The organism is Pararhodobacter sp. (assembly GCF_034676545.1).
Lineage (GTDB): Bacteria > Pseudomonadota > Alphaproteobacteria > Rhodobacterales > Rhodobacteraceae > Pararhodobacter.
This window is the reverse complement of sequence record NZ_JAUCBZ010000004.1, coordinates 54,885-71,080: the sequence shown is the minus strand read 5'-3', so window position 1 is coordinate 71,080 and position 16,196 is coordinate 54,885. Positions and strand designations below refer to the sequence as shown.

General features: G+C 63.0%; 18 protein-coding genes and 2 pseudogenes. 14 read left to right on the top strand and 6 right to left on the bottom strand.

Annotation, left to right across the window (positions count from 1 at the left end; genetic code table 11):
- Positions 1–54 precede the first annotated feature (54 nt).
- Positions 55–2,326: pseudogene (locus VDQ28_RS00735) on the top strand (heavy metal translocating P-type ATPase).
- Positions 2,327–2,426: 100 nt separating this feature from the next.
- On the opposite strand, the gene VDQ28_RS00730 reads toward VDQ28_RS00735, so the two are convergent.
- From VDQ28_RS00730 to VDQ28_RS22515, 3 genes are read right to left on the bottom strand one after another with little or no spacing between them, the layout of a single operon-like run.
- The gene (locus VDQ28_RS00730; protein WP_323034199.1) at positions 2,427–2,639 is read right to left on the bottom strand and encodes a zf-HC2 domain-containing protein; all 213 of its coding nucleotides are present in this window, start codon (positions 2,637–2,639) and stop codon (positions 2,427–2,429) included.
- Complete coding sequence (locus VDQ28_RS00725) at positions 2,636–3,247, bottom strand: sigma-70 family RNA polymerase sigma factor (protein ID WP_323034198.1); 612 nt, start codon at positions 3,245–3,247, stop codon at positions 2,636–2,638. The genes VDQ28_RS00730 and VDQ28_RS00725 overlap by 4 nt, the downstream gene beginning before the upstream one ends.
- A 30-nt stretch (positions 3,248–3,277) precedes the next feature.
- Positions 3,278–3,577 (bottom strand): DUF6969 family protein, encoded by a 300-nt coding sequence (locus VDQ28_RS22515; protein WP_416349335.1) that lies wholly within the window; start codon positions 3,575–3,577, stop codon positions 3,278–3,280.
- A gap of 68 nt (positions 3,578–3,645) precedes the next feature.
- Here VDQ28_RS22515 and VDQ28_RS00720 point away from each other — a divergent pair, with 68 nt between their 5' ends.
- A complete protein-coding gene (locus tag VDQ28_RS00720) occupies positions 3,646–4,776 on the top strand; it encodes an MFS transporter (RefSeq protein ID WP_323034197.1) in 1,131 nt (376 codons plus the stop codon).
- Positions 4,777–4,799: 23 nt separating this feature from the next.
- Here VDQ28_RS00720 and VDQ28_RS00715 read toward each other — a convergent pair whose 3' ends face one another.
- Positions 4,800–5,369: a DedA family protein gene (locus VDQ28_RS00715; protein WP_323034196.1), complete on the bottom strand. Its 570-nt coding sequence runs from the start codon at positions 5,367–5,369 to the stop codon at positions 4,800–4,802.
- A 272-nt stretch (positions 5,370–5,641) separates the two neighbouring features.
- Here VDQ28_RS00715 and VDQ28_RS00710 point away from each other — a divergent pair, with 272 nt between their 5' ends.
- From VDQ28_RS00710 to VDQ28_RS00675, 8 genes and pseudogenes are all read left to right on the top strand, one after another.
- Positions 5,642–5,995 carry a PepSY domain-containing protein gene (locus tag VDQ28_RS00710; RefSeq protein WP_323034195.1) on the top strand — a complete coding sequence of 118 codons (354 nt, stop codon included), beginning with the start codon at positions 5,642–5,644 and terminating at the stop codon, positions 5,993–5,995.
- 193 nt (positions 5,996–6,188) lie between these two features.
- Positions 6,189–6,965 carry a hypothetical protein gene (locus VDQ28_RS00705; protein ID WP_323034194.1) on the top strand — a complete coding sequence of 259 codons (777 nt, stop codon included), beginning with the start codon at positions 6,189–6,191 and terminating at the stop codon, positions 6,963–6,965.
- A 27-nt stretch (positions 6,966–6,992) separates the two neighbouring features.
- Positions 6,993–7,751 carry a hypothetical protein gene (locus VDQ28_RS00700; protein WP_323034193.1) on the top strand — a complete coding sequence of 253 codons (759 nt, stop codon included), beginning with the start codon at positions 6,993–6,995 and terminating at the stop codon, positions 7,749–7,751.
- 156 nt (positions 7,752–7,907) lie between these two features.
- On the top strand, positions 7,908–8,570 hold the full coding sequence (locus tag VDQ28_RS00695; protein ID WP_323034192.1) for a response regulator transcription factor: 663 nt from the start codon (positions 7,908–7,910) through the stop codon (positions 8,568–8,570).
- Positions 8,546–9,361, top strand: a pseudogene (locus VDQ28_RS00690) (two-component sensor histidine kinase); the annotation flags it as partial. The gene VDQ28_RS00695 and the pseudogene VDQ28_RS00690, both read left to right, overlap by 25 nt.
- 260 nt (positions 9,362–9,621) lie before the next feature.
- Entirely contained in the window at positions 9,622–9,924 is a 303-nt protein-coding gene (locus tag VDQ28_RS00685; RefSeq protein WP_323034191.1) for an ATP-binding protein, read from the top strand.
- Between the two features lie 22 nt (positions 9,925–9,946).
- Positions 9,947–11,104 carry a phosphatase PAP2 family protein gene (locus VDQ28_RS00680; protein ID WP_323034190.1) on the top strand — a complete coding sequence of 386 codons (1,158 nt, stop codon included), beginning with the start codon at positions 9,947–9,949 and terminating at the stop codon, positions 11,102–11,104.
- A 344-nt stretch (positions 11,105–11,448) separates the two neighbouring features.
- Positions 11,449–11,634, top strand: a complete 186-nt coding sequence (locus VDQ28_RS00675; protein ID WP_323034189.1) for a hypothetical protein — start codon at positions 11,449–11,451, stop codon at positions 11,632–11,634.
- A gap of 95 nt (positions 11,635–11,729) precedes the next feature.
- Here the strand turns inward: VDQ28_RS00675 and VDQ28_RS00670 are convergent, their stop codons facing one another.
- A complete protein-coding gene (locus tag VDQ28_RS00670; protein ID WP_323034239.1) occupies positions 11,730–12,248 on the bottom strand; it encodes a sigma-70 family RNA polymerase sigma factor in 519 nt (172 codons plus the stop codon).
- Between the two features lie 92 nt (positions 12,249–12,340).
- The gene (gene arsC, locus VDQ28_RS00665) at positions 12,341–12,742 is read right to left on the bottom strand and encodes an arsenate reductase (glutaredoxin) (RefSeq protein ID WP_416349334.1); all 402 of its coding nucleotides are present in this window, start codon (positions 12,740–12,742) and stop codon (positions 12,341–12,343) included.
- Between the two features lie 506 nt (positions 12,743–13,248).
- On the opposite strand from arsC, the gene VDQ28_RS00660 reads away from it, so the two are divergent.
- From VDQ28_RS00660 to VDQ28_RS00645, 4 genes are all read left to right on the top strand, one after another.
- Complete coding sequence (locus VDQ28_RS00660) at positions 13,249–14,070, top strand: permease (protein WP_323034188.1); 822 nt, start codon at positions 13,249–13,251, stop codon at positions 14,068–14,070.
- A 12-nt stretch (positions 14,071–14,082) separates the two neighbouring features.
- The gene (locus VDQ28_RS00655) at positions 14,083–14,313 is read left to right on the top strand and encodes a thioredoxin family protein (protein WP_323034187.1); all 231 of its coding nucleotides are present in this window, start codon (positions 14,083–14,085) and stop codon (positions 14,311–14,313) included.
- A gap of 321 nt (positions 14,314–14,634) precedes the next feature.
- Positions 14,635–15,402: a PEP-CTERM sorting domain-containing protein gene (locus VDQ28_RS00650; RefSeq protein WP_323034186.1), complete on the top strand. Its 768-nt coding sequence runs from the start codon at positions 14,635–14,637 to the stop codon at positions 15,400–15,402.
- Between the two features lie 114 nt (positions 15,403–15,516).
- Positions 15,517–15,954 (top strand): low molecular weight protein-tyrosine-phosphatase, encoded by a 438-nt coding sequence (locus tag VDQ28_RS00645; RefSeq protein ID WP_323034185.1) that lies wholly within the window; start codon positions 15,517–15,519, stop codon positions 15,952–15,954.
- Positions 15,955–16,196: the final 242 nt, after the last annotated feature.

The following is a 16,196-nucleotide window of genomic DNA, read 5'->3' as shown; positions in this document are numbered from 1 at the left end:
GCCCATCATCACGATCATTCATCGACGAACACCGATACCGATCCGGTTTGCGGCATGACGGTGAAACCCGACTCCGCTTATCGCGCGACGCACGCCGAGCACGAATACCATTTCTGCAGTGCAAAGTGCCAGGACAAGTTCAAGCGCGATCCGCAGAAGTATCTCGCCCCCAAGACGGACCAGGCTGCGGCGGAACAGGGCGCAGCGGGCAGCGCACCGCCGCCCGGCACCGAGTACACCTGCCCGATGCATCCGGAAGTGCACCAGATCGGCCCTGGCACCTGCCCGAAATGCGGCATGGCGCTTGAGCCGATGATGGCGAGCCTTGATGACGAGGAAAACCCGGAGCTCATCGACTTCCGTCGTCGGTTCTGGTGGACCCTGCCGATGACGGTGATCGTGACGGCGATTGCGATGTCCGGCGGCTTCTTCGATCCGATGCTGGGCGCGGCGCGCCCCTGGGTCGAGCTGGTACTGACAACGCCGGTCGTGCTGTGGTCGGGCTGGCCGTTCTTTGTGCGCTGCGTGCAGTCGATCCGTAACGCGAGCCCGAACATGTGGACCTTGATCGGCCTGGGCACGGGCGCGGCCTACAGCTATAGCGTCGTCGCTACCGTCGCCCCGGAGGTGTTTCCGCCCTCGTTTCGCATGGGCGCGCATGTCGCAGTGTATTTCGAAGCGGCGGCGGTCATCATCACCCTGACCCTGTTTGGTCAGTTGATGGAACTCAAGGCGCGCGCAGAAACCAGCGCGGCGATGAAGGCCTTGCTGAGCCTCGCGCCCAAGACCGCCCGCCGCATTCGCGCAGACGGCAGCGAAGAAGACATCCCGCTTAACCACGTCCATGAGGACGACCGCCTGCGCATTCGTCCCGGCGAGAAAGTGCCGGTCGATGGCGTGGTCGCCGAAGGCGAAAGCGCGGTGGAACGAATCCATGCTCACGGGCGAATCGATGCCGGTCCACAAACGGCCCGGCGACAAGGTGATCGGCGCCACACTCAACACCAGCGGTGCCCTGATCATGGTCGCGGAAAAGATCGGCGCGCAAACCATGCTGTCGCAGATCGTGCAGATGGTTGCGCAAGCGCAGCGTTCGCGTGCACCCATGCAACGCGTGGCGGATGTGGTCGCGGGCTGGTTTGTCATCGTCGTCGTCCTCGTCGCGGTGGTGACCTTCCTGATATGGGGCTTCTTCGGGCCCCAGCCGAGCTGGGCCTACGCCCTCATCAATGCGGTGGCGGTGCTGATCATCGCCTGCCCCTGCGCGCTCGGTCTGGCCACGCCGATGTCCGTGATGGTGGCGACGGGAATGGCTGCCACTCAAGGCGTGCTGTTTCGCGATGCGGCTGCAATCGAGTCGCTACGCAAGGTCAACACCCTGATCGTGGACAAGACGGGCACCCTCACCGAGGGCCGCCCCAGCTTCCATAGTGTGGTGGCAGCGGCGGACTGGACCGAGGCTGAAGTGCTGCGCATCGCAGCCAGCCTCGACCAAGGCAGCGAGCACCCGCTCGCCCAGGCCATCGTGACCGAGGCGCGTGAGCGTGAGCTCGAACTCAGCACGCCGGAGACCTTCGAGTCCTCGTCCGGAATCGGGGTGCGTGGCAGCGTCGGCAATCGGCGCGTGACATTGGGAAATACCGCTCTGATGGACGACGACAAGATCGACTGGAGTCCGCTTACCGAGCGCGCTGAAGCCTTGCGGCAAGAGGGCGCGAGCGTGATGCATCTCGCGGTGAACGGCGTTCTTGCTGGCCTGATCGCGGTGGCCGATCCGATCAAGGCGTCAACCCTTGAAGCGCTCGATTCACTGCGGGAAAGCGGCCTGCGCATCATCATGGCCACGGGCGACGGGCTCACCACCGCGCGCGCAGTCGGCGCCCGTCTGGGTATCGATGAGGTCTATGGCGAAGTGAAGCCCGCCGACAAGCACGAACTCGTCGGCAAGCTGCAGGCAGAGGGCCGCATTGTCGCCATGGCGGGCGATGGCATCAACGATGCGCCCGCACTGGCGCGCTCGGATGTCGGCATTGCCATGGGTACGGGCACCGACGTGGCGATGAGCAGTGCGCATCTGACCCTGGTCAAGGGCGACCTGCGCGGCATTGCCACCGCACGCAACATTTCGGTCGCAACCGTACGCAACATGAACCAGAACCTGACGTTTGCCTTCCTCTACAACGCCTTGGGTGTGCCGATCGCGGCTGGCGTACTCTACCCCGCCTTCGGCCTGCTGCTGTCGCCGATGATCGCGGCGGTGGCGATGAGCTTCAGCTCGGTGTCGGTGGTGGGTAATGCCTTGCGTTTGGGCAGGGTGAAGGTCTGACCCGGTGCGCGGCATCAGCCGCCGGAAGCGTTGCGGCACCGGCGGGGTCGGAAACAGATAGCGCGCCAGATCGGGCACGAGTCCCATGGCGGATCTCCCTTTACGGGCAGTCCAGTGAACGTTCGCCGCCCGTATTGCCCTCGCGCAGCCGCGCGGTGGCCTGGCGCAACACGTCCAGATGCTGGCCGTAATTCGAGCAGCCCTTGCACATCGCCGTGTGCACCTTCAAGGTCAGTCGTTCGCGCAGGTTGAGCGCGCGCTCGTAGCGTTCGGACATGAGCTTGGTCGCGTCCTTGCAGTTCATCATCTTCATCGGCCCTCTCCCTGGAACCAGCGATTCTCCAGACACTCCCGCAGCCCGAGCCGCGCTCGGTGCAGGATCACGAAACAGTTGTTGCTGGTGATGCCCAGCTCCGCACAGATCTCGGCGGTTTCGAGCTCCAGAAGCTCACGCGTCGTGTAAACGCGGGCGATGTGCTCGGGCAGGTTGTTCATGCAGATGTCGAACACCGCCCAGAAGGCGTCCTGCTCGAAGGCGGCTTCCGGGTTCGCCCAGGTCACCGGGCGATCGTCGGGGTTCCATAGGCCGCGTCGGCTGAACAGCACGTCAAAATCCGCCAGCTCGTCGTCGTCGCTCACGCGTCCGGCAAGGTCCCCGCCGCTGATCTCGCGCGACGAGGCGCGGATATGATCGACGATCTTGTTGCGCAGGATCGCGAACATCCAGGTCTTGAAGGCAGACCGACCGGCGAAGCCCTTCACGCTCGTCATCGCCGCCATCAGCGCTTCCTGCACCATGTCTTCGGCCGCGCCACTGTCGCGCAACTGCATGCGGGCAAAGCGCAGCATGTCGCGCCGGATCGCGGTGATCGAGGCGTCGTCCCACGGCGGGCTCGCGGCCTGTGCGCTGGCGTTGGTCATGTGTTGCTCCTGTCTGGTGCCCCCTGCTCGTCAAGCCGCACGCCGCCGAGGCTGGCCTGCAGCGCCGTCATCGAACACCTCATCCGCCGGATAGTGCGCCATTTCGACGAAGGCGTCCTGGCCGCGCAGGATCTCCCCGATCACGTTCAGCCCGCCCTTGATGAGCGTGTTCCGGCTGCTGGGGCCAGGCGCCTCACTGCTGAATTCCCCACGTCCATGTCGCGGCAGACTTGGCTGATACTCAAGCCTTGATTGCGAACTATCTCGAGCACCTGCAAGCTGAAGATCGTCACAAACGTGAATGAGCTGAGACTGTGACCACGAAACCACCAGCAAAAAGCGCACCCGCAGGGCTGAGGCAGATACCCGCCGGGGTATGGACTCTCGGCTTTGTCAGCATGCTGATGGATATATCGTCGGAGATGATCCACAGCCTGCTGCCGCTGTTCATGTTCACGACGCTGGGCGCCAGTGCCTTCACGATCGGCTTGATCGAAGGGCTGGCCGAATCCACCGCCTTGATCGTCAAGGTCTTTTCGGGCGCGCTGAGCGATTTTCTGGGCAAGCGCAAGGGGCTGGCGGTGTTCGGTTACGCGCTCGGTGCGCTCAGCAAGCCGCTGTTTGCCGTTGCCCCCGTCCTCGGCGTTGTGGTGACGGCACGGCTGCTTGATCGGGTTGGCAAAGGCATCCGTGGCGCGCCGCGCGATGCGATGGTTGCTGACATGACACCTCCGCACTTGCGCGGCGCCGCCTTCGGACTGCGCCAGTCACTGGATACGGCGGGCGCTTTCCTCGGCCCCTTGCTGGCAGTGGGCTTGATGCTGCTGTGGGCCAATGACTTTCGCGCCGTGTTCTGGGTCGCGTCGATTCCGGCCCTGATTGCGGTCGCCCTGCTCGCCTTTGGCTTGCGCGAGCCAGACCGGCCACGGGCTGAAAAACGCCAGAACCCCATCTCTCGCGAAAACCTGCGCCGCCTTAGCACGTCGTACTGGTGGGTGGTTGGCGTGGGAGCGGTGTTTACGCTGGCGAGGTTCAGTGAGGCCTTCCTGGTTCTGCTCGCACAGCAAAGGGGCGTGCCGATCGCCCTGGTGCCGCTCGTCATGGTGGCGATGAACCTGATCTACGCGCTTTCGGCCTATCCCTTCGGCAAGCTCTCGGACCGCATGAGTCACCGCAGTTTGCTGGCCCTCGGGCTGGGCGTGCTCATCGTGGCCGATCTCGTGCTCGCCAGCGCCGGTCACTGGAGCACTGTGCTGGCCGGGGTTGCGCTCTGGGGCTTGCACATGGGCATCACCCAGGGGCTGCTGGCGACCATGGTGGCCGATACCGCGCCTGCCGATCTGCGCGGCACGGCCTATGGCTTTTTCAATCTCATGAGCGGCATCGTCATGCTGCTGGCGAGTGTGGTCGCCGGCCTGTTGTGGGACCGGCTCGGGGCGTCATCCACCTTCTACGCCGGGGCGGTGTTCTGCCTGCTTGCGCTCCTTGTCCTGGCTTTGCAACCCGCCAAACAGCCCGGGAGGACTTAGCATCTATTGTTCTGCGCACTTAATCAGTCCGCACGGTCAACCTTTGCTGTCGCGCGGCGCCGATGCCATAGCCAGATACCGACTCCGGCGACCAGGATTGCAAGCAGCAAGGCCTCCTCGATTTTCTTGATGTCGGTGAGGACGGCTTCCAGGGCTGCGCCAAAGAACCAGCCGGCGCCGGCGATGATCACCGCCCACAGCGCGGCGCCCATCACATTGAAGAACGCAAAACGGCCCATGGACATGGGGCTCGATCCGAGGATCGCCGGGCCGGCAATGCGCAGCCCGTACATGAAACGCAGCGAGAGGATGAACAGCACGTCGTAGCGCGCCAGCAGGCGGAACACCCTTTCCCTGTGCTGCGCGAGGGCGGGAAAGCGGGCAAACAAGGCCTCGCCGCGCCAGCGCCCCAGCAAGAATGCGAGCTGGTCGCCGAGGGTGCCGCCGGCCATTGCCACGACCACCACCAGCGGCCAGTCGAGCAGACCGCGGTGGGCCGCGTATCCCGCGGCAATCAGGATCGTTTCGCCTTCGAGCAGCGTGCCGATGAAAACCGCGAAATAGCCATAGGACGCAACCAGTGCGCTGATCATCTTATTGTCCGGGGCGGCGCCGGTGACCGGGCCGATATGAAAGTGCCGTCGAATCCACAGCAGCGCATCGCCGTTGCCATGCCGCAGCTTTGCCTGAGCGCGACCGCCACCGGTCAGCGCCGTCGTGAAGCATAGCACCCGGCAAAAACAATGCCGCAGCGATGGACTGATGGCTATTTTTACGTGTGCGGTGCGCGCTCAGTTTCAGCTAAGTCTGGCTGCGTACTCTTTGAATCACGCAACTTCAGCGTGAAACGAAAAGGAGTACGGACATGAACAAGACCACTAAATTCGCGATCGTCGCAGCGGCGATCACCACGCTTGGCGGTGCCGCTTTCGCTGCGACGCCCTCCGAGAACGACGCCATGGTCATCAACCAAGCCAAGGTGTCCATCGCCCAGGCGATCAGTGCAGCCGAGAAGGAGCACGGCGGCAAGGCGACAAAGGCCGAACTGGAGCACAGCAAGCAGGGCCTGATCTATGAAGTCGAGGTTGTCGCCGGCGCCAAGGTCTTCGACGTCAAGGTCGATGCCGACAAGGGCAGCATCCTGTCCTCGACCGAGGACAAGTCCGACCACAATGACGGCCGCGACAAAGACGACGATGACGATCACGACGAGTCGTGATTGATCGCACGGGAAGCGCTGAACCGATCATCGAAGGCGCTTCCTCGTTTGAACGGAAGCCATTTTCTGCTCATCAATGCGCCGGCGCAGCCCGGCGCGATCGAGTTGGCGATTGGACACGCAAAGCATTGCTGCTGGCGACGTTTCCCGCCTTTGCGGACCTGCTGAGCAGCCATGTCTTCGGGAGAACATCATGAATGCCCTGTCACGCGAAGATGCACATCGCATGCTCAACAAGGTTCCGGAAGTCACACTGTTCTTCTGGATCATCAAGATCATGGCCACCACGGTCGGTGAAACGGCCGCCGACTTTCTCAACGTGAATCTCAATTTCGGCCTGACCGGCACCTCTGCGGTGATGGGAGGGCTGTTGCTCGTCGCGCTGCTGGCACAGCTCAGATCGAGAAAATACATTCCCTCGATCTACTGGGTCGCGGTCGTTCTGATCAGTGTGTTCGGCACGCTCGTCACCGACAACATGGTTGACAACTTCGGCGTCTCCCTGAACACCACCACCGCCCTCTTCAGCGTCGCTCTGCTGGCGACCTTCGGGCTGTGGTACGCGAGCGAAAAAACACTCTCGGTCCACACCATTTTCACCACCCGGCGCGAACTGTTCTATTGGGCTGCCATCCTGCTCACCTTTGCGCTCGGCACCGCCGCCGGTGATCTTGCCGCGGAGGGCTTGCAATTGGGCTACACCGTTTCTGCGCTGATGTTCGGCGCAATGATCGGCGCGGTGACGATCGGGTATTACGTATTGCGCCTGGATGCCGTGCTGGCCTTCTGGATTGCCTATATCCTGACCCGACCGTTCGGCGCCTCGTTCGGCGATCTGCTCTCGCAACCGGTTGCCAATGGTGGGCTCGGGCTTGGCACAGTCGTCACCAGTGCCATCTTCCTGCTCACCATCCTCGGCCTCGTCGCCTACCTCACGGCGACCGAACGTCGAGTAGGCGAGCGCGCCTGAGACATGAATAGAGGGAGATTCGAATCCATGACGGCAGAAGCCGAACGCAGCTTAAGCAAAGTGCCCGAAGTGACCTTGGTGTTCTGGATCATCAAGGTCGCCGCGACCACGCTCGGCGAGACCGCCGGTGACGCGGTGTCGATGTCGATGAAGCTGGGCTACCTGGCCGCAACAGGCATCTTCGCGGCGATCTTTCTGGTGGCCGTGGTCGCCCAGATCAAGGCCAAGGATTTTCATCCGCTGCTGTACTGGGCAACCATCATCGCGACCACGACCGTGGGCACGACGCTGGCCGATTTCGCCGATCGCTCGCTCGGCATCGGTTATGCCGGTGGCTCGACGCTGCTGTTTATCCTGCTCATGGGCTCGCTCGCGCTCTGGTACCGGACGCTGGGATCGATCTCCGTCGCGACCGTCAGCTCGCCAAAGGCCGAGACCTTCTACTGGATCACCATCATGTTCTCGCAGACGCTCGGCACGGCGCTCGGCGACTGGACCGCGGGCACGGCGGGGCTGGGTTACACCGGCGGCGCACTCGTGTTTTCGGCCCTCTTGGGGGCGGTGGCCGCGGCTTACTTCTGGACGCGAGTTTCGCGCACCGTGTTGTTCTGGGCGGCATTCATCCTGACCCGTCCGCTCGGCGCTGTCGTTGGCGATTTTCTCGACAAGCCGGTGAGTTCCGGCGGTCTCGCACTGAGCCGATATAGCGCCTCCGCGGTGCTGATTATCTTCATCCTGGCGATGATCCTGGTGTTCAAGCAACGGGCGGCCAAGCGGGCGCATTGATACAGCAGCCCGGCGACGCGGTCGAAAGGGGGGTTTCAATCCGCGTTCCGTCGATCAGTTTTCGATGGCGTCTGTCGCCGCGACCCTGGCGTTCTGGCACGGTGGAATTTGCCGGACGCCCGGGGGCACTCTGAAGCGTTTCACGGAGAGAGTCCGATGCGAGTCCTGCTTGTCGAAGACGATCGAATGATTGGCGAAGCCGTGGAAGCGGCGTTGGTGGACGCCGCCTACGCCCCCGATTGGGTACGCGACGGGCAGTCGGCGATCGAAGCCGTCGCCGCTCAAACCTACGACATCGTGCTGCTCGATCTGGGTCTGCCAAAGACAGACGGTATTCAGGTCTTGCGCACCATTCGTGGGCACAACAATGCCGTGCCGGTGCTCATCATCACCGCACGCGACGCCGTCGAAAGTCGCATTCAGGGGCTCGATCTGGGCGCCGACGACTATGTCCTGAAGCCCTTCGAGATGGCCGAGTTGCTGGCGCGCATGCGTGCAGTGGCCCGCCGCAAGGGCGGCGTCGCCGGTCCGCTGCTGTGCAATGAGGTGCTGTCGCTGGATGTCTGCGCAAGAACCGTTGCGCACGACGGCCAGGAGATTCACCTGTCGGCGCGCGAATTCGCGCTGCTGCATGCGCTGATGATCCGGCCTGGGGCAATCTTGTCGCGCGGCGAACTGGAGGACCGCATGTATGGATGGGGCAGCGAGGTGGAAAGCAACGCCGTCGAATTCATCATCCACGCGCTGCGCAAGAAACTCGGCAACGACGCAATAAAGAACGTGAGGGGCGTGGGATGGCTGGTGCCCAAAGCCCGCTGAGGCAGTCGCTGCAGTTCAGGCTTTCGGCATGGGTCAGCGCCCTCTTGCTGGGGGTGGCGGTGGTCGCCGGCGCGTTCTCGTTCATCACCGCGTTTGAAGAAGCGAACGAACTTCAGGACGACACGCTACGGCAGATCGCCGCCCTCATCGACCGCAATCACTTGCCGGTCGCCACTGCATCTGAACAGTTGCCCGAATTTGCTTCCGATTCGGACGTGCAGGTGGTGGTGCAGAGACTGCCCAACGCGCGCGAAACAACGCCACGCTCGTCCGCGACGCCACTGCTGCTCTCCGCCGAACTGCCCGACGGGCTGCAGACGGTGATGATCGAGGATGAATCCTGGCGCCTCTTCGTCACCACGCTGGCTGCCGACAGGCGCTTTGTCGTCGGCCAACAAACGGCGGTACGCGACGAAACGGCGCGCGACGGCGCTTTGCGCACGCTGATGCCGTTTGTCATCCTGATCCCCATCTTGCTGTTGGTGCTGCGCGACGTCATTCGCCGCATGCTCAAACCGATGCGCGATCTCGCCACCGAACTGGACGGGCGAAGCGATCAGGATCTCGGCGCGCTCGTCGCAACGGGTCTGCCGACCGAGGTTCGCCCCTTCGTCGTCGCCATCAACCGCATGTTGACGCGGGTCGAGCAGTCCGTCAGTCAACAGCGCCGCTTCCTCGTCGACGCGGCGCACGAACTGCGCTCACCACTCACCGCGCTCTCGCTGCAGGCCGAACGGCTGGCCGGCACGCCGATGTCCGACGCGGCGGGCGAGCGCCTCGCGGCGCTGCGCCAGGGGATTCGCCGCGCGCAACTGCTACTCGAACAGCTCCTCACCCTGGCGCGGGTGCAGGACGCGCCAAGCGCGGCGGCCACGCCGGTGTCGGTCCACAACGTATTCCGCCAGGTCATCGAAGAACTGCATCCGCAAGCCACGGCAAAGTCCATCGACATCGGAGTCACCAGCGAGCAGGACGTGAGCATCGCGCTCGCCGAATTCGATCTGCAGACGCTGGTGCGCAATCTCGTCACAACGCAATCAAATACACGCCCGTGGGGGGCCGAGTCAACCTTGCGGTCGGCGTCGATGTGCGCGAGGTGGTGGTGCAGGTCAGCGACAGCGGACCCGGCATTGCGCCGGAAGCACGTGCGCGCGTGTTCGAGCCGTTTCACCGCCTGTTGGGAAATGACGAGATCGGCTCCGGCCTTGGGCTCTCGATCGTCAAGGCGATCGCCGATCGCTGCGGCGCTACGGTGGCGCTGGACTATGCGGACGTCGCGCGCTCAACGGGATTGCGGGTAACGGTCACATTCAGAAGGCCGGCGCGAAATGCGGAAAAGCTTAGGTCGCGCTGAACGCACTACTGACCATTTCTGCATGCTGGCAACATCCTCGCTTTGCCAGAAGACCAAGGTTTCAATGATCGACACGCCTGCCACCCCTGCCCTGCCGTCCATTGAGCATGTCCATCTACCCGCGTACTGGCAGGACATCCCTGCCGTGCTGGTGGTGACGGCAATCGTGGTCGGCTTGCTGCTCGCGGTGGGGCTGGTTTGGCTTTTGCAGCGCTTGGTCGTGCGCAAGGGACCAGAAGTGCTGCGGGTGCTGGTGTCGCTTGGTCGATCGATCAAGACGGCGCTGGGTGGCAATGTCTACGTGGGGCGAGTGGCGCGCCGCTATCCCGCCGGTAGCCGCTTCCTCGTCCGTCGTGTCGATCGCTCACGTTTTTACGGCCTCGCGCTCACGCTTCTCGTGCTGGCGTTTGCCTATGTGCTGGCCTTGTTTGCGGGCATTATCGAGGATGTCGTCACCGCGGACTCCATCGTCGCGCTCGATCATGCAATGGCGCAGCTGATCGCCGCCTATCGCGAGCCGTGGGTCGTTGCTGTGTTCTTGTGGATCACCAGCCTGGGCGAGCCGCGGGTAGTCGGCGCTGTGCTCGTGGTGGCGTGCCTCGTGCTTTGGCTCACGAAGCGCAAGTACGCGATCGCAGGCTTGTTGGCATCAAGCTTCGGGGCGGGCGTTTTCGTCACGCTGGGCAAGCTGACCTTTCAGCGTTCGAGGCCGGTCGCGGCCGTCCTGCTCGAGCCGTCCTTTTCCTTTCCGAGCGGGCACGCCACCATCGCCGTCGCCTTCTATGGTTTTCTGGGCTATGTGCTGATCCGCTCCACCACCCAGTGGAAGCAGCGCGTTAACCTGCTTTTCGCCACCGCCACGCTTGTCCTCGCCATTGGGCTGAGCCGTATCGGACTCGGCGTGCACTACCTGAGCGATGTCTGGGCGGGCTACCTGCTCGGCGTGCTTTGGTTGATTGTGGGCATCACGCTTAGCGAATGGCTGAGCGCAAGCGGCAGAATCGTATGGGATGGCGCGACCACTCCGTGCCGAAGGGCGGCGGTGTTTGGCCTGATCCTTGCCGCGATCGTCGGCTTCATCGCCTATGCATCTACCCGCAGCCTGCCGCCAAGCCACGGCGCCGGTGATGACGTTGCTGGATTCTTTGCGCCAGCGGCCCATAATCAAGCAAGGACTTGAGCGTTTTGCGGTCCAGCGCAAGCCTTCCGGCGTGGACCACTCAGGCCACCCGGGCATGACGGACCATCATAAAAAAACCACGGAGATAGCGATGACTGCAAACACGACGGGCGGCTGCGAACATGTACACACGCGACTGCATGCCGGCCCTATCGACAACCACACCTGCCACTGCTCGGTGTGCAAACGCGTCACTGGCCAGGACACGACCCATGTTGTGTTCTACAAGCATGCGGACGTCGAGGTCGACAACCCCCGAGGGCCTCAAACGTCAGCCCTTCAATGACCAGAATCCGAACGGCCCGCTTGAGCTGTGCACCTGCGCAAAGTGCGGCACCCCGATCATGCTCGACGACAAGGAGCGCCGCATCCGGGTGATCGTTCCCAATCTGATGGGCCTCGATCCCGCGAAGCTGCCGCCGACCTACCACGCGTTCTACGATCCCGCGACCGGCGCACCCAAGCCGAGTGACGGTCTTCCCGTCCACGCCGAGCTACGCCCCGACTTCGTCTGGCCTCAGCCGGCCTGAGCTCAGCCGGTCTGGCCCGCGCTTCAGCATCCATACATCAACCCGAACAGGCCCCAGCCGCATTGCGGTTCAGGCCTGTTTGTCATCCTGACCTGCTACAGCCTTGCCCGCGGGGTGAAGCAACAGCGCTTGCCCTCATCGTCAAACCGTACCTGGCAGGCTTCGATCAGCTGCGCACGTAATCTTTGCCGGGCGCGTTGAATACGCGACTTTGCGGCGGGCAGTGAGAGGGCCTTGATCTGAGCGAACTGGGCCTGGGTCATGTTGCCGAGGTCGCACAGCTCGATCACTTCCCGATCCGCCTGGGCGAGCTCGGACAGCACGCGTGGCAGGCAGTCGACCAGGCCGTCGGCGATGTCGAGCTCGGGCTCGGGCGTTGGCAGATCGTCAGGGACAGGGCGTGTGTCACGTTTGCGGCGCAGTTGGTGGTCCACCAGATTGCGTGCCACCTCGAACAACCACGCACGCGGGTTTTCGATTTCGCAAAAGGCGCGGTCCTTGAGCAAGGCCTTCAAGAACAGATCCTGCAGCAAGTCGTCGGCACTGACGCCTTCGGGCGCGCGGTGACGCAGAAAGGCGTGCAATTCGCGCTCACAGGCTTGCCAGGCGCTCATCAGGCAAGGTGGGTTCATCGCTTACCGCCTGTCGGCCATTCGTTCATCGCAGCAGCCGGCGGACGCGCAGCCGCATGCCCGAAACCCACACTTCATGTTAGACGCCTTGTCGCCCGCGCTGGCGAGGGCGTCGCGCTGGGCTTGGACAGGATCTCCAGCACGGTCTCGGGCGGTCGGCACAGACGGGTGCCGAGCGGCGTGACCACGATCGGGCGGTTGATCAGGATCGGATGCGCCATCATGGCGTCGATGAGCGCTTCGTCGGTCATGCGGGGGTCGCCCAGACCAAGCTCAGCAAACAGCGCCTCTTTCGCGCGCATGATTCCGCGCACACCGAGCCCAGCGGCGTCGATCAGCTCGACGAGCTGCGCGCGGCTGGGCGGGGTCTTGAGGTATTCGATGACGACCGGTTCGGCGCCGCTGCTGCGGATCAGCGCCAGAGTGTTACGCGAAGTGCCGCAGCGTGGGTTGTGATGAATCGTGATGTCGCTGATGGCCTGTTTCCTTGTTGAAGACGCCCTGCCTGTCGGCGGCAGTCAGCCAGGGACGAATTATCGGGTAATAATTTGATGAACGTACGCCTTGGCCACATGCGCCTGGCCGACAAGCGCCACGACCCAAGACTTGCAGCAAAATCGTTTTTTCGCTCCAGGCTGCATCCTTTTGCCCCCTGCTACGTCTCCCTGAATGAGTCGTCGCACAGCGTCAAAAACGGCCAAGCACTGATCTCTGCAAGCGGAGCACGCAATGAGCACACACCCCCTTCCACTTCCACTCCCCACCCTCCAGCCTTCTTCACCCAGCCTCGGGCGCTGGGCGGCGACGATTCTGGTCGCCGGCGCCGCATGGGTGGCCGCCTACACCCACCTGACCGATTTTGCCGATGTGGTCGTCGGCCTGTTAGGGCTGGCACGGGGCACGCATGCGGCGGAAGCGGTGCATTTCTTCATCTACGACACGCCCAAGGTGTTGCTGCTGTTGGTTGCGGGTCGTCTTCATCATGGGCGTGGTGCATACGTTTTTCACGCCCGAGCGCACGCGCAGCCTGCTTGCCGGACGTGCGGCCATCTTCAATTATCTGCTCGCCGCCTTGCTGGGGGCGGTGACGCCGTTTTGCTCGTGTTCGGCGGTGCCACTTTTCATCGGTTTCCTGTCAGCCGGCGTGCCGCTGGGCATCACCCTCACCTTTCTCGTCGCCGCGCCGATGATCGACCAGATTGCAGTCGTCATGCTCGCGGCGATGTTCGGCTGGCAGATCGCCGCGCTCTACTTTGCCTTTGGTATCGTGGTGGCCATGCTTGCCGGGCTCATCCTCACGCGCATGAAGCTGGAACGCTATCTGGAAGACTGGGTGCTCAACATCCAGCGCGGCGCAGCCGCCGCCAGCAGCGCGCTTTCGCGCCCGAGCCGGCCCGATCGCTTCGACGCCGCCTGGGCGAGCGTGAAGGAGATCGTCGGCCGGGTGTGGCCTTATGTCATGCTCGGCATCGCCATCGGGGCCGGCATTCACGGCTATGTGCCAGCCGAGTTCATGGCCCAGATCATGGGCAAGGAAGCGTGGTGGGCGGTGCCGGTCAGCGTCGGCATCGGCGTGCCGATGTACACCAACACGGCTGGCGTCATCCCCATCGTCGAGGCCCTGTACGGCAAGGGCGCGGCCATGGGCACCTTGCTGGCCTTCATGATGAGCGTGGTCGCCCTGTCGCTGCCGGAGATGATCATCCTGCGCAAGGCGCTCAAGCTCAAGCTGATCGCAATCTATGTTTCCATCGTCGCCACCGGCATCATCCTGGTCGGCTACATCTTCAACCTGATTCTCTGAGGAAGGCACAGCATGAAAAACGTCAAGGTTCTGGGCTCGGGCTGCGCAAACTGCCGCAACACCATCCGCCTCATCGAAGAAGTCGCTGCCGCCAAGGGCGCGCAAATCGTGCTCGAAAAGGTCGAAGATCTTCAACAGATCATGACCTACGGCATCATGGCCACGCCCGGCGTCGTCGTCGACGGCACCGTGGTGCACGCGGGCGGCATGCCGGCGCGCAGCAAGGTCGAAAGCTGGTTCTGAGCTGGCCCCGTCAAACCTACCCTTGCGTTGCTAAGCAACCCGATTTCGACTTCCGGCCGGGCCCGCATCGGTGGGTGTCACGCTGCGTCGTGCCCAGAGCCCTTTCGCCGTGTTCAGCGGCGCCGAAAACACGTGTCGGGAAAATTTACACTCGCTCTCTCGCAGACTTGAAAGACAATATCCAACCCTTATTTATCAAGTAGTTGCAAATCTGGCATTGATATTGCTTTAAGCCACTCAGCGACCACTTACACGTTGCGACGAAGTTAAACCCGCTCTCCGGCTAAACACCAGCCGTGACGTACTGACAGGACACAACCCATGAAAAAGACTGTACTCATCGCCGCCGTAGCGGCTCTGGCCACGATCAGCACCGGCGCCTCGGCTGCTTATGTGAGCAACATCAACTCCCTGGCCGGCGACTTTGCCATTACGGGCTTCAAGGATCTGACGCCTAACAGCTACTCGGTCTCCCTGACCGGCTTGGTGGGTAACGGTGTCCTGACTGCAGGCCCGTCGAACACCTACGCCGTGAGCGTCGGCCCGGGTTCTGCGGGCCCGAGCGGCACCGCCAGTTCTGACTTCCTGAATGGCGCCGCTGCCGGCATGTTCAGCCGCACGGTCACGACCAGTACGCCAGTCTTCACTGGCTACCTCTCCGCCACTGGCCTGACCCCTGGGCCCTACCCCTTCGTGTTCGGTTCGGGCGCTATCGTTAACCCGATCACATTCGGCTTTAACGGCTCGTACGACGGCGCAACCACCTCGGGCATTCTGGGCTTCCTGAACACCCTGCTGGGCACTTCCTTTGCTATTCCGACCGGCGCCGGTGCCTACAATATCGCGGGCACCATCACCGACACCTCCGTCATCATGAACATCCTCGACACCCCCACCAGCTGGCTGGGTAGCGGAGCAATCTTGTTGGCTGGCGATACCTTGCTTGGCGGCGGCAACGGCACCATCGACGGCGCGTTCACCGTGCGCAACATTGGAATCACCGCCGTCCCCGAACCCGCTTCCCTCGCCCTCCTGGGTCTGGGCCTGGCCGGTCTGGGTGCCATGCGTCGTCGCAAGCAAGCTGCTTGATCAGCTTGCTGATCAGGTCAGCCAGCGCTGCCTTGTGCGCGCTGCCTGACCAGCAACATCTTTAAAGAAGCCGATGCCCCTAGAGCGGGGTGTCGGTTTTTTTACGCCAAGGCCATGTTCGAAAAACTTCTGATTCTGTGCACGGGCAACATCTGTCGCAGTCCGCTTGCCGAAGAGCTGATCCGCCAGCGTGCGCTCGCCGCGGGCAAGCGGGTGCTCGTCCGCTCCGCCGGTATTGGCGCATTGGCAGGTCATGGCGCCGACAAGACCACCCAACTGGTTGCCAATCAGCATCAGATGGACCTCTCCGCCCATCGCGCGCAGCAGCTCAACCTGGAACTCACGCGCTGGTCCGATCTCATCCTCGGCATGGAAAAGCACCACCTCGACTACGCCAACGACCTCGACCCCACCACCCGCGGCAAGACCTTCCTGCTCGGGCACTGGACCAAGACCGAGGTGCCCGACCCCTACCGCGAGCCAGAAGACGCGCATCAACTCGCCTACGACATCATCTCCGAGGCGGTCGATGACTGGGTAGGCAAGATCTGAACCCGGCGACGCGCTGCTTGCGCCATCGTCCGCCTGAACGAGATTCAGGATCGGCCATCTACAGGCTGCGCTTGCGGCTCGCCCGCGAGGAGCGCAGAAGCGCCACCTAGCAGCCTGTCGGACTTGAGCACTCGCGGCGCGGTATCCGAGGGCTTGATTTTACAATGTGGGAAACAGTCGGCATTTCAGGCTCCAATACGCGGCTTTTCAGTCGAGATCGCAATGCTGCTGTCCTTTTTTTT

Excerpts from the sequence above, each read along its gene's own strand:
- VDQ28_RS00655 (WP_323034187.1), top strand. The coding sequence starts at position 14,083 with ATGAAAAACGTCAAGGTTCTGGGCTCGGGCTGCGCAAACTGCCGCAAC.
- VDQ28_RS00715 (WP_323034196.1), bottom strand. The coding sequence starts at position 5,369 with ATGATCAGCGCACTGGTTGCGTCCTATGGCTATTTCGCGGTTTTCATC.
- VDQ28_RS00660 (WP_323034188.1), top strand. The coding sequence starts at position 13,249 with ATGGGCGTGGTGCATACGTTTTTCACGCCCGAGCGCACGCGCAGCCTG.
- VDQ28_RS00705 (WP_323034194.1), top strand. The coding sequence starts at position 6,189 with ATGAATGCCCTGTCACGCGAAGATGCACATCGCATGCTCAACAAGGTT.
- VDQ28_RS00700 (WP_323034193.1), top strand. The coding sequence starts at position 6,993 with ATGACGGCAGAAGCCGAACGCAGCTTAAGCAAAGTGCCCGAAGTGACC.
- VDQ28_RS00725 (WP_323034198.1), bottom strand. The coding sequence starts at position 3,247 with ATGACCAACGCCAGCGCACAGGCCGCGAGCCCGCCGTGGGACGACGCC.
- VDQ28_RS00645 (WP_323034185.1), top strand. The coding sequence starts at position 15,517 with ATGTTCGAAAAACTTCTGATTCTGTGCACGGGCAACATCTGTCGCAGT.
- VDQ28_RS00730 (WP_323034199.1), bottom strand. The coding sequence starts at position 2,639 with ATGAAGATGATGAACTGCAAGGACGCGACCAAGCTCATGTCCGAACGC.
- VDQ28_RS00675 (WP_323034189.1), top strand. The coding sequence starts at position 11,449 with ATGCTCGACGACAAGGAGCGCCGCATCCGGGTGATCGTTCCCAATCTG.
- VDQ28_RS00710 (WP_323034195.1), top strand. The coding sequence starts at position 5,642 with ATGAACAAGACCACTAAATTCGCGATCGTCGCAGCGGCGATCACCACG.
- VDQ28_RS00720 (WP_323034197.1), top strand. The coding sequence starts at position 3,646 with ATGCTGATGGATATATCGTCGGAGATGATCCACAGCCTGCTGCCGCTG.
- VDQ28_RS00680 (WP_323034190.1), top strand. The coding sequence starts at position 9,947 with ATGCTGGCAACATCCTCGCTTTGCCAGAAGACCAAGGTTTCAATGATC.
- VDQ28_RS00670 (WP_323034239.1), bottom strand. The coding sequence starts at position 12,248 with ATGAGCGCCTGGCAAGCCTGTGAGCGCGAATTGCACGCCTTTCTGCGT.
- VDQ28_RS00650 (WP_323034186.1), top strand. The coding sequence starts at position 14,635 with ATGAAAAAGACTGTACTCATCGCCGCCGTAGCGGCTCTGGCCACGATC.
- VDQ28_RS00695 (WP_323034192.1), top strand. The coding sequence starts at position 7,908 with ATGCGAGTCCTGCTTGTCGAAGACGATCGAATGATTGGCGAAGCCGTG.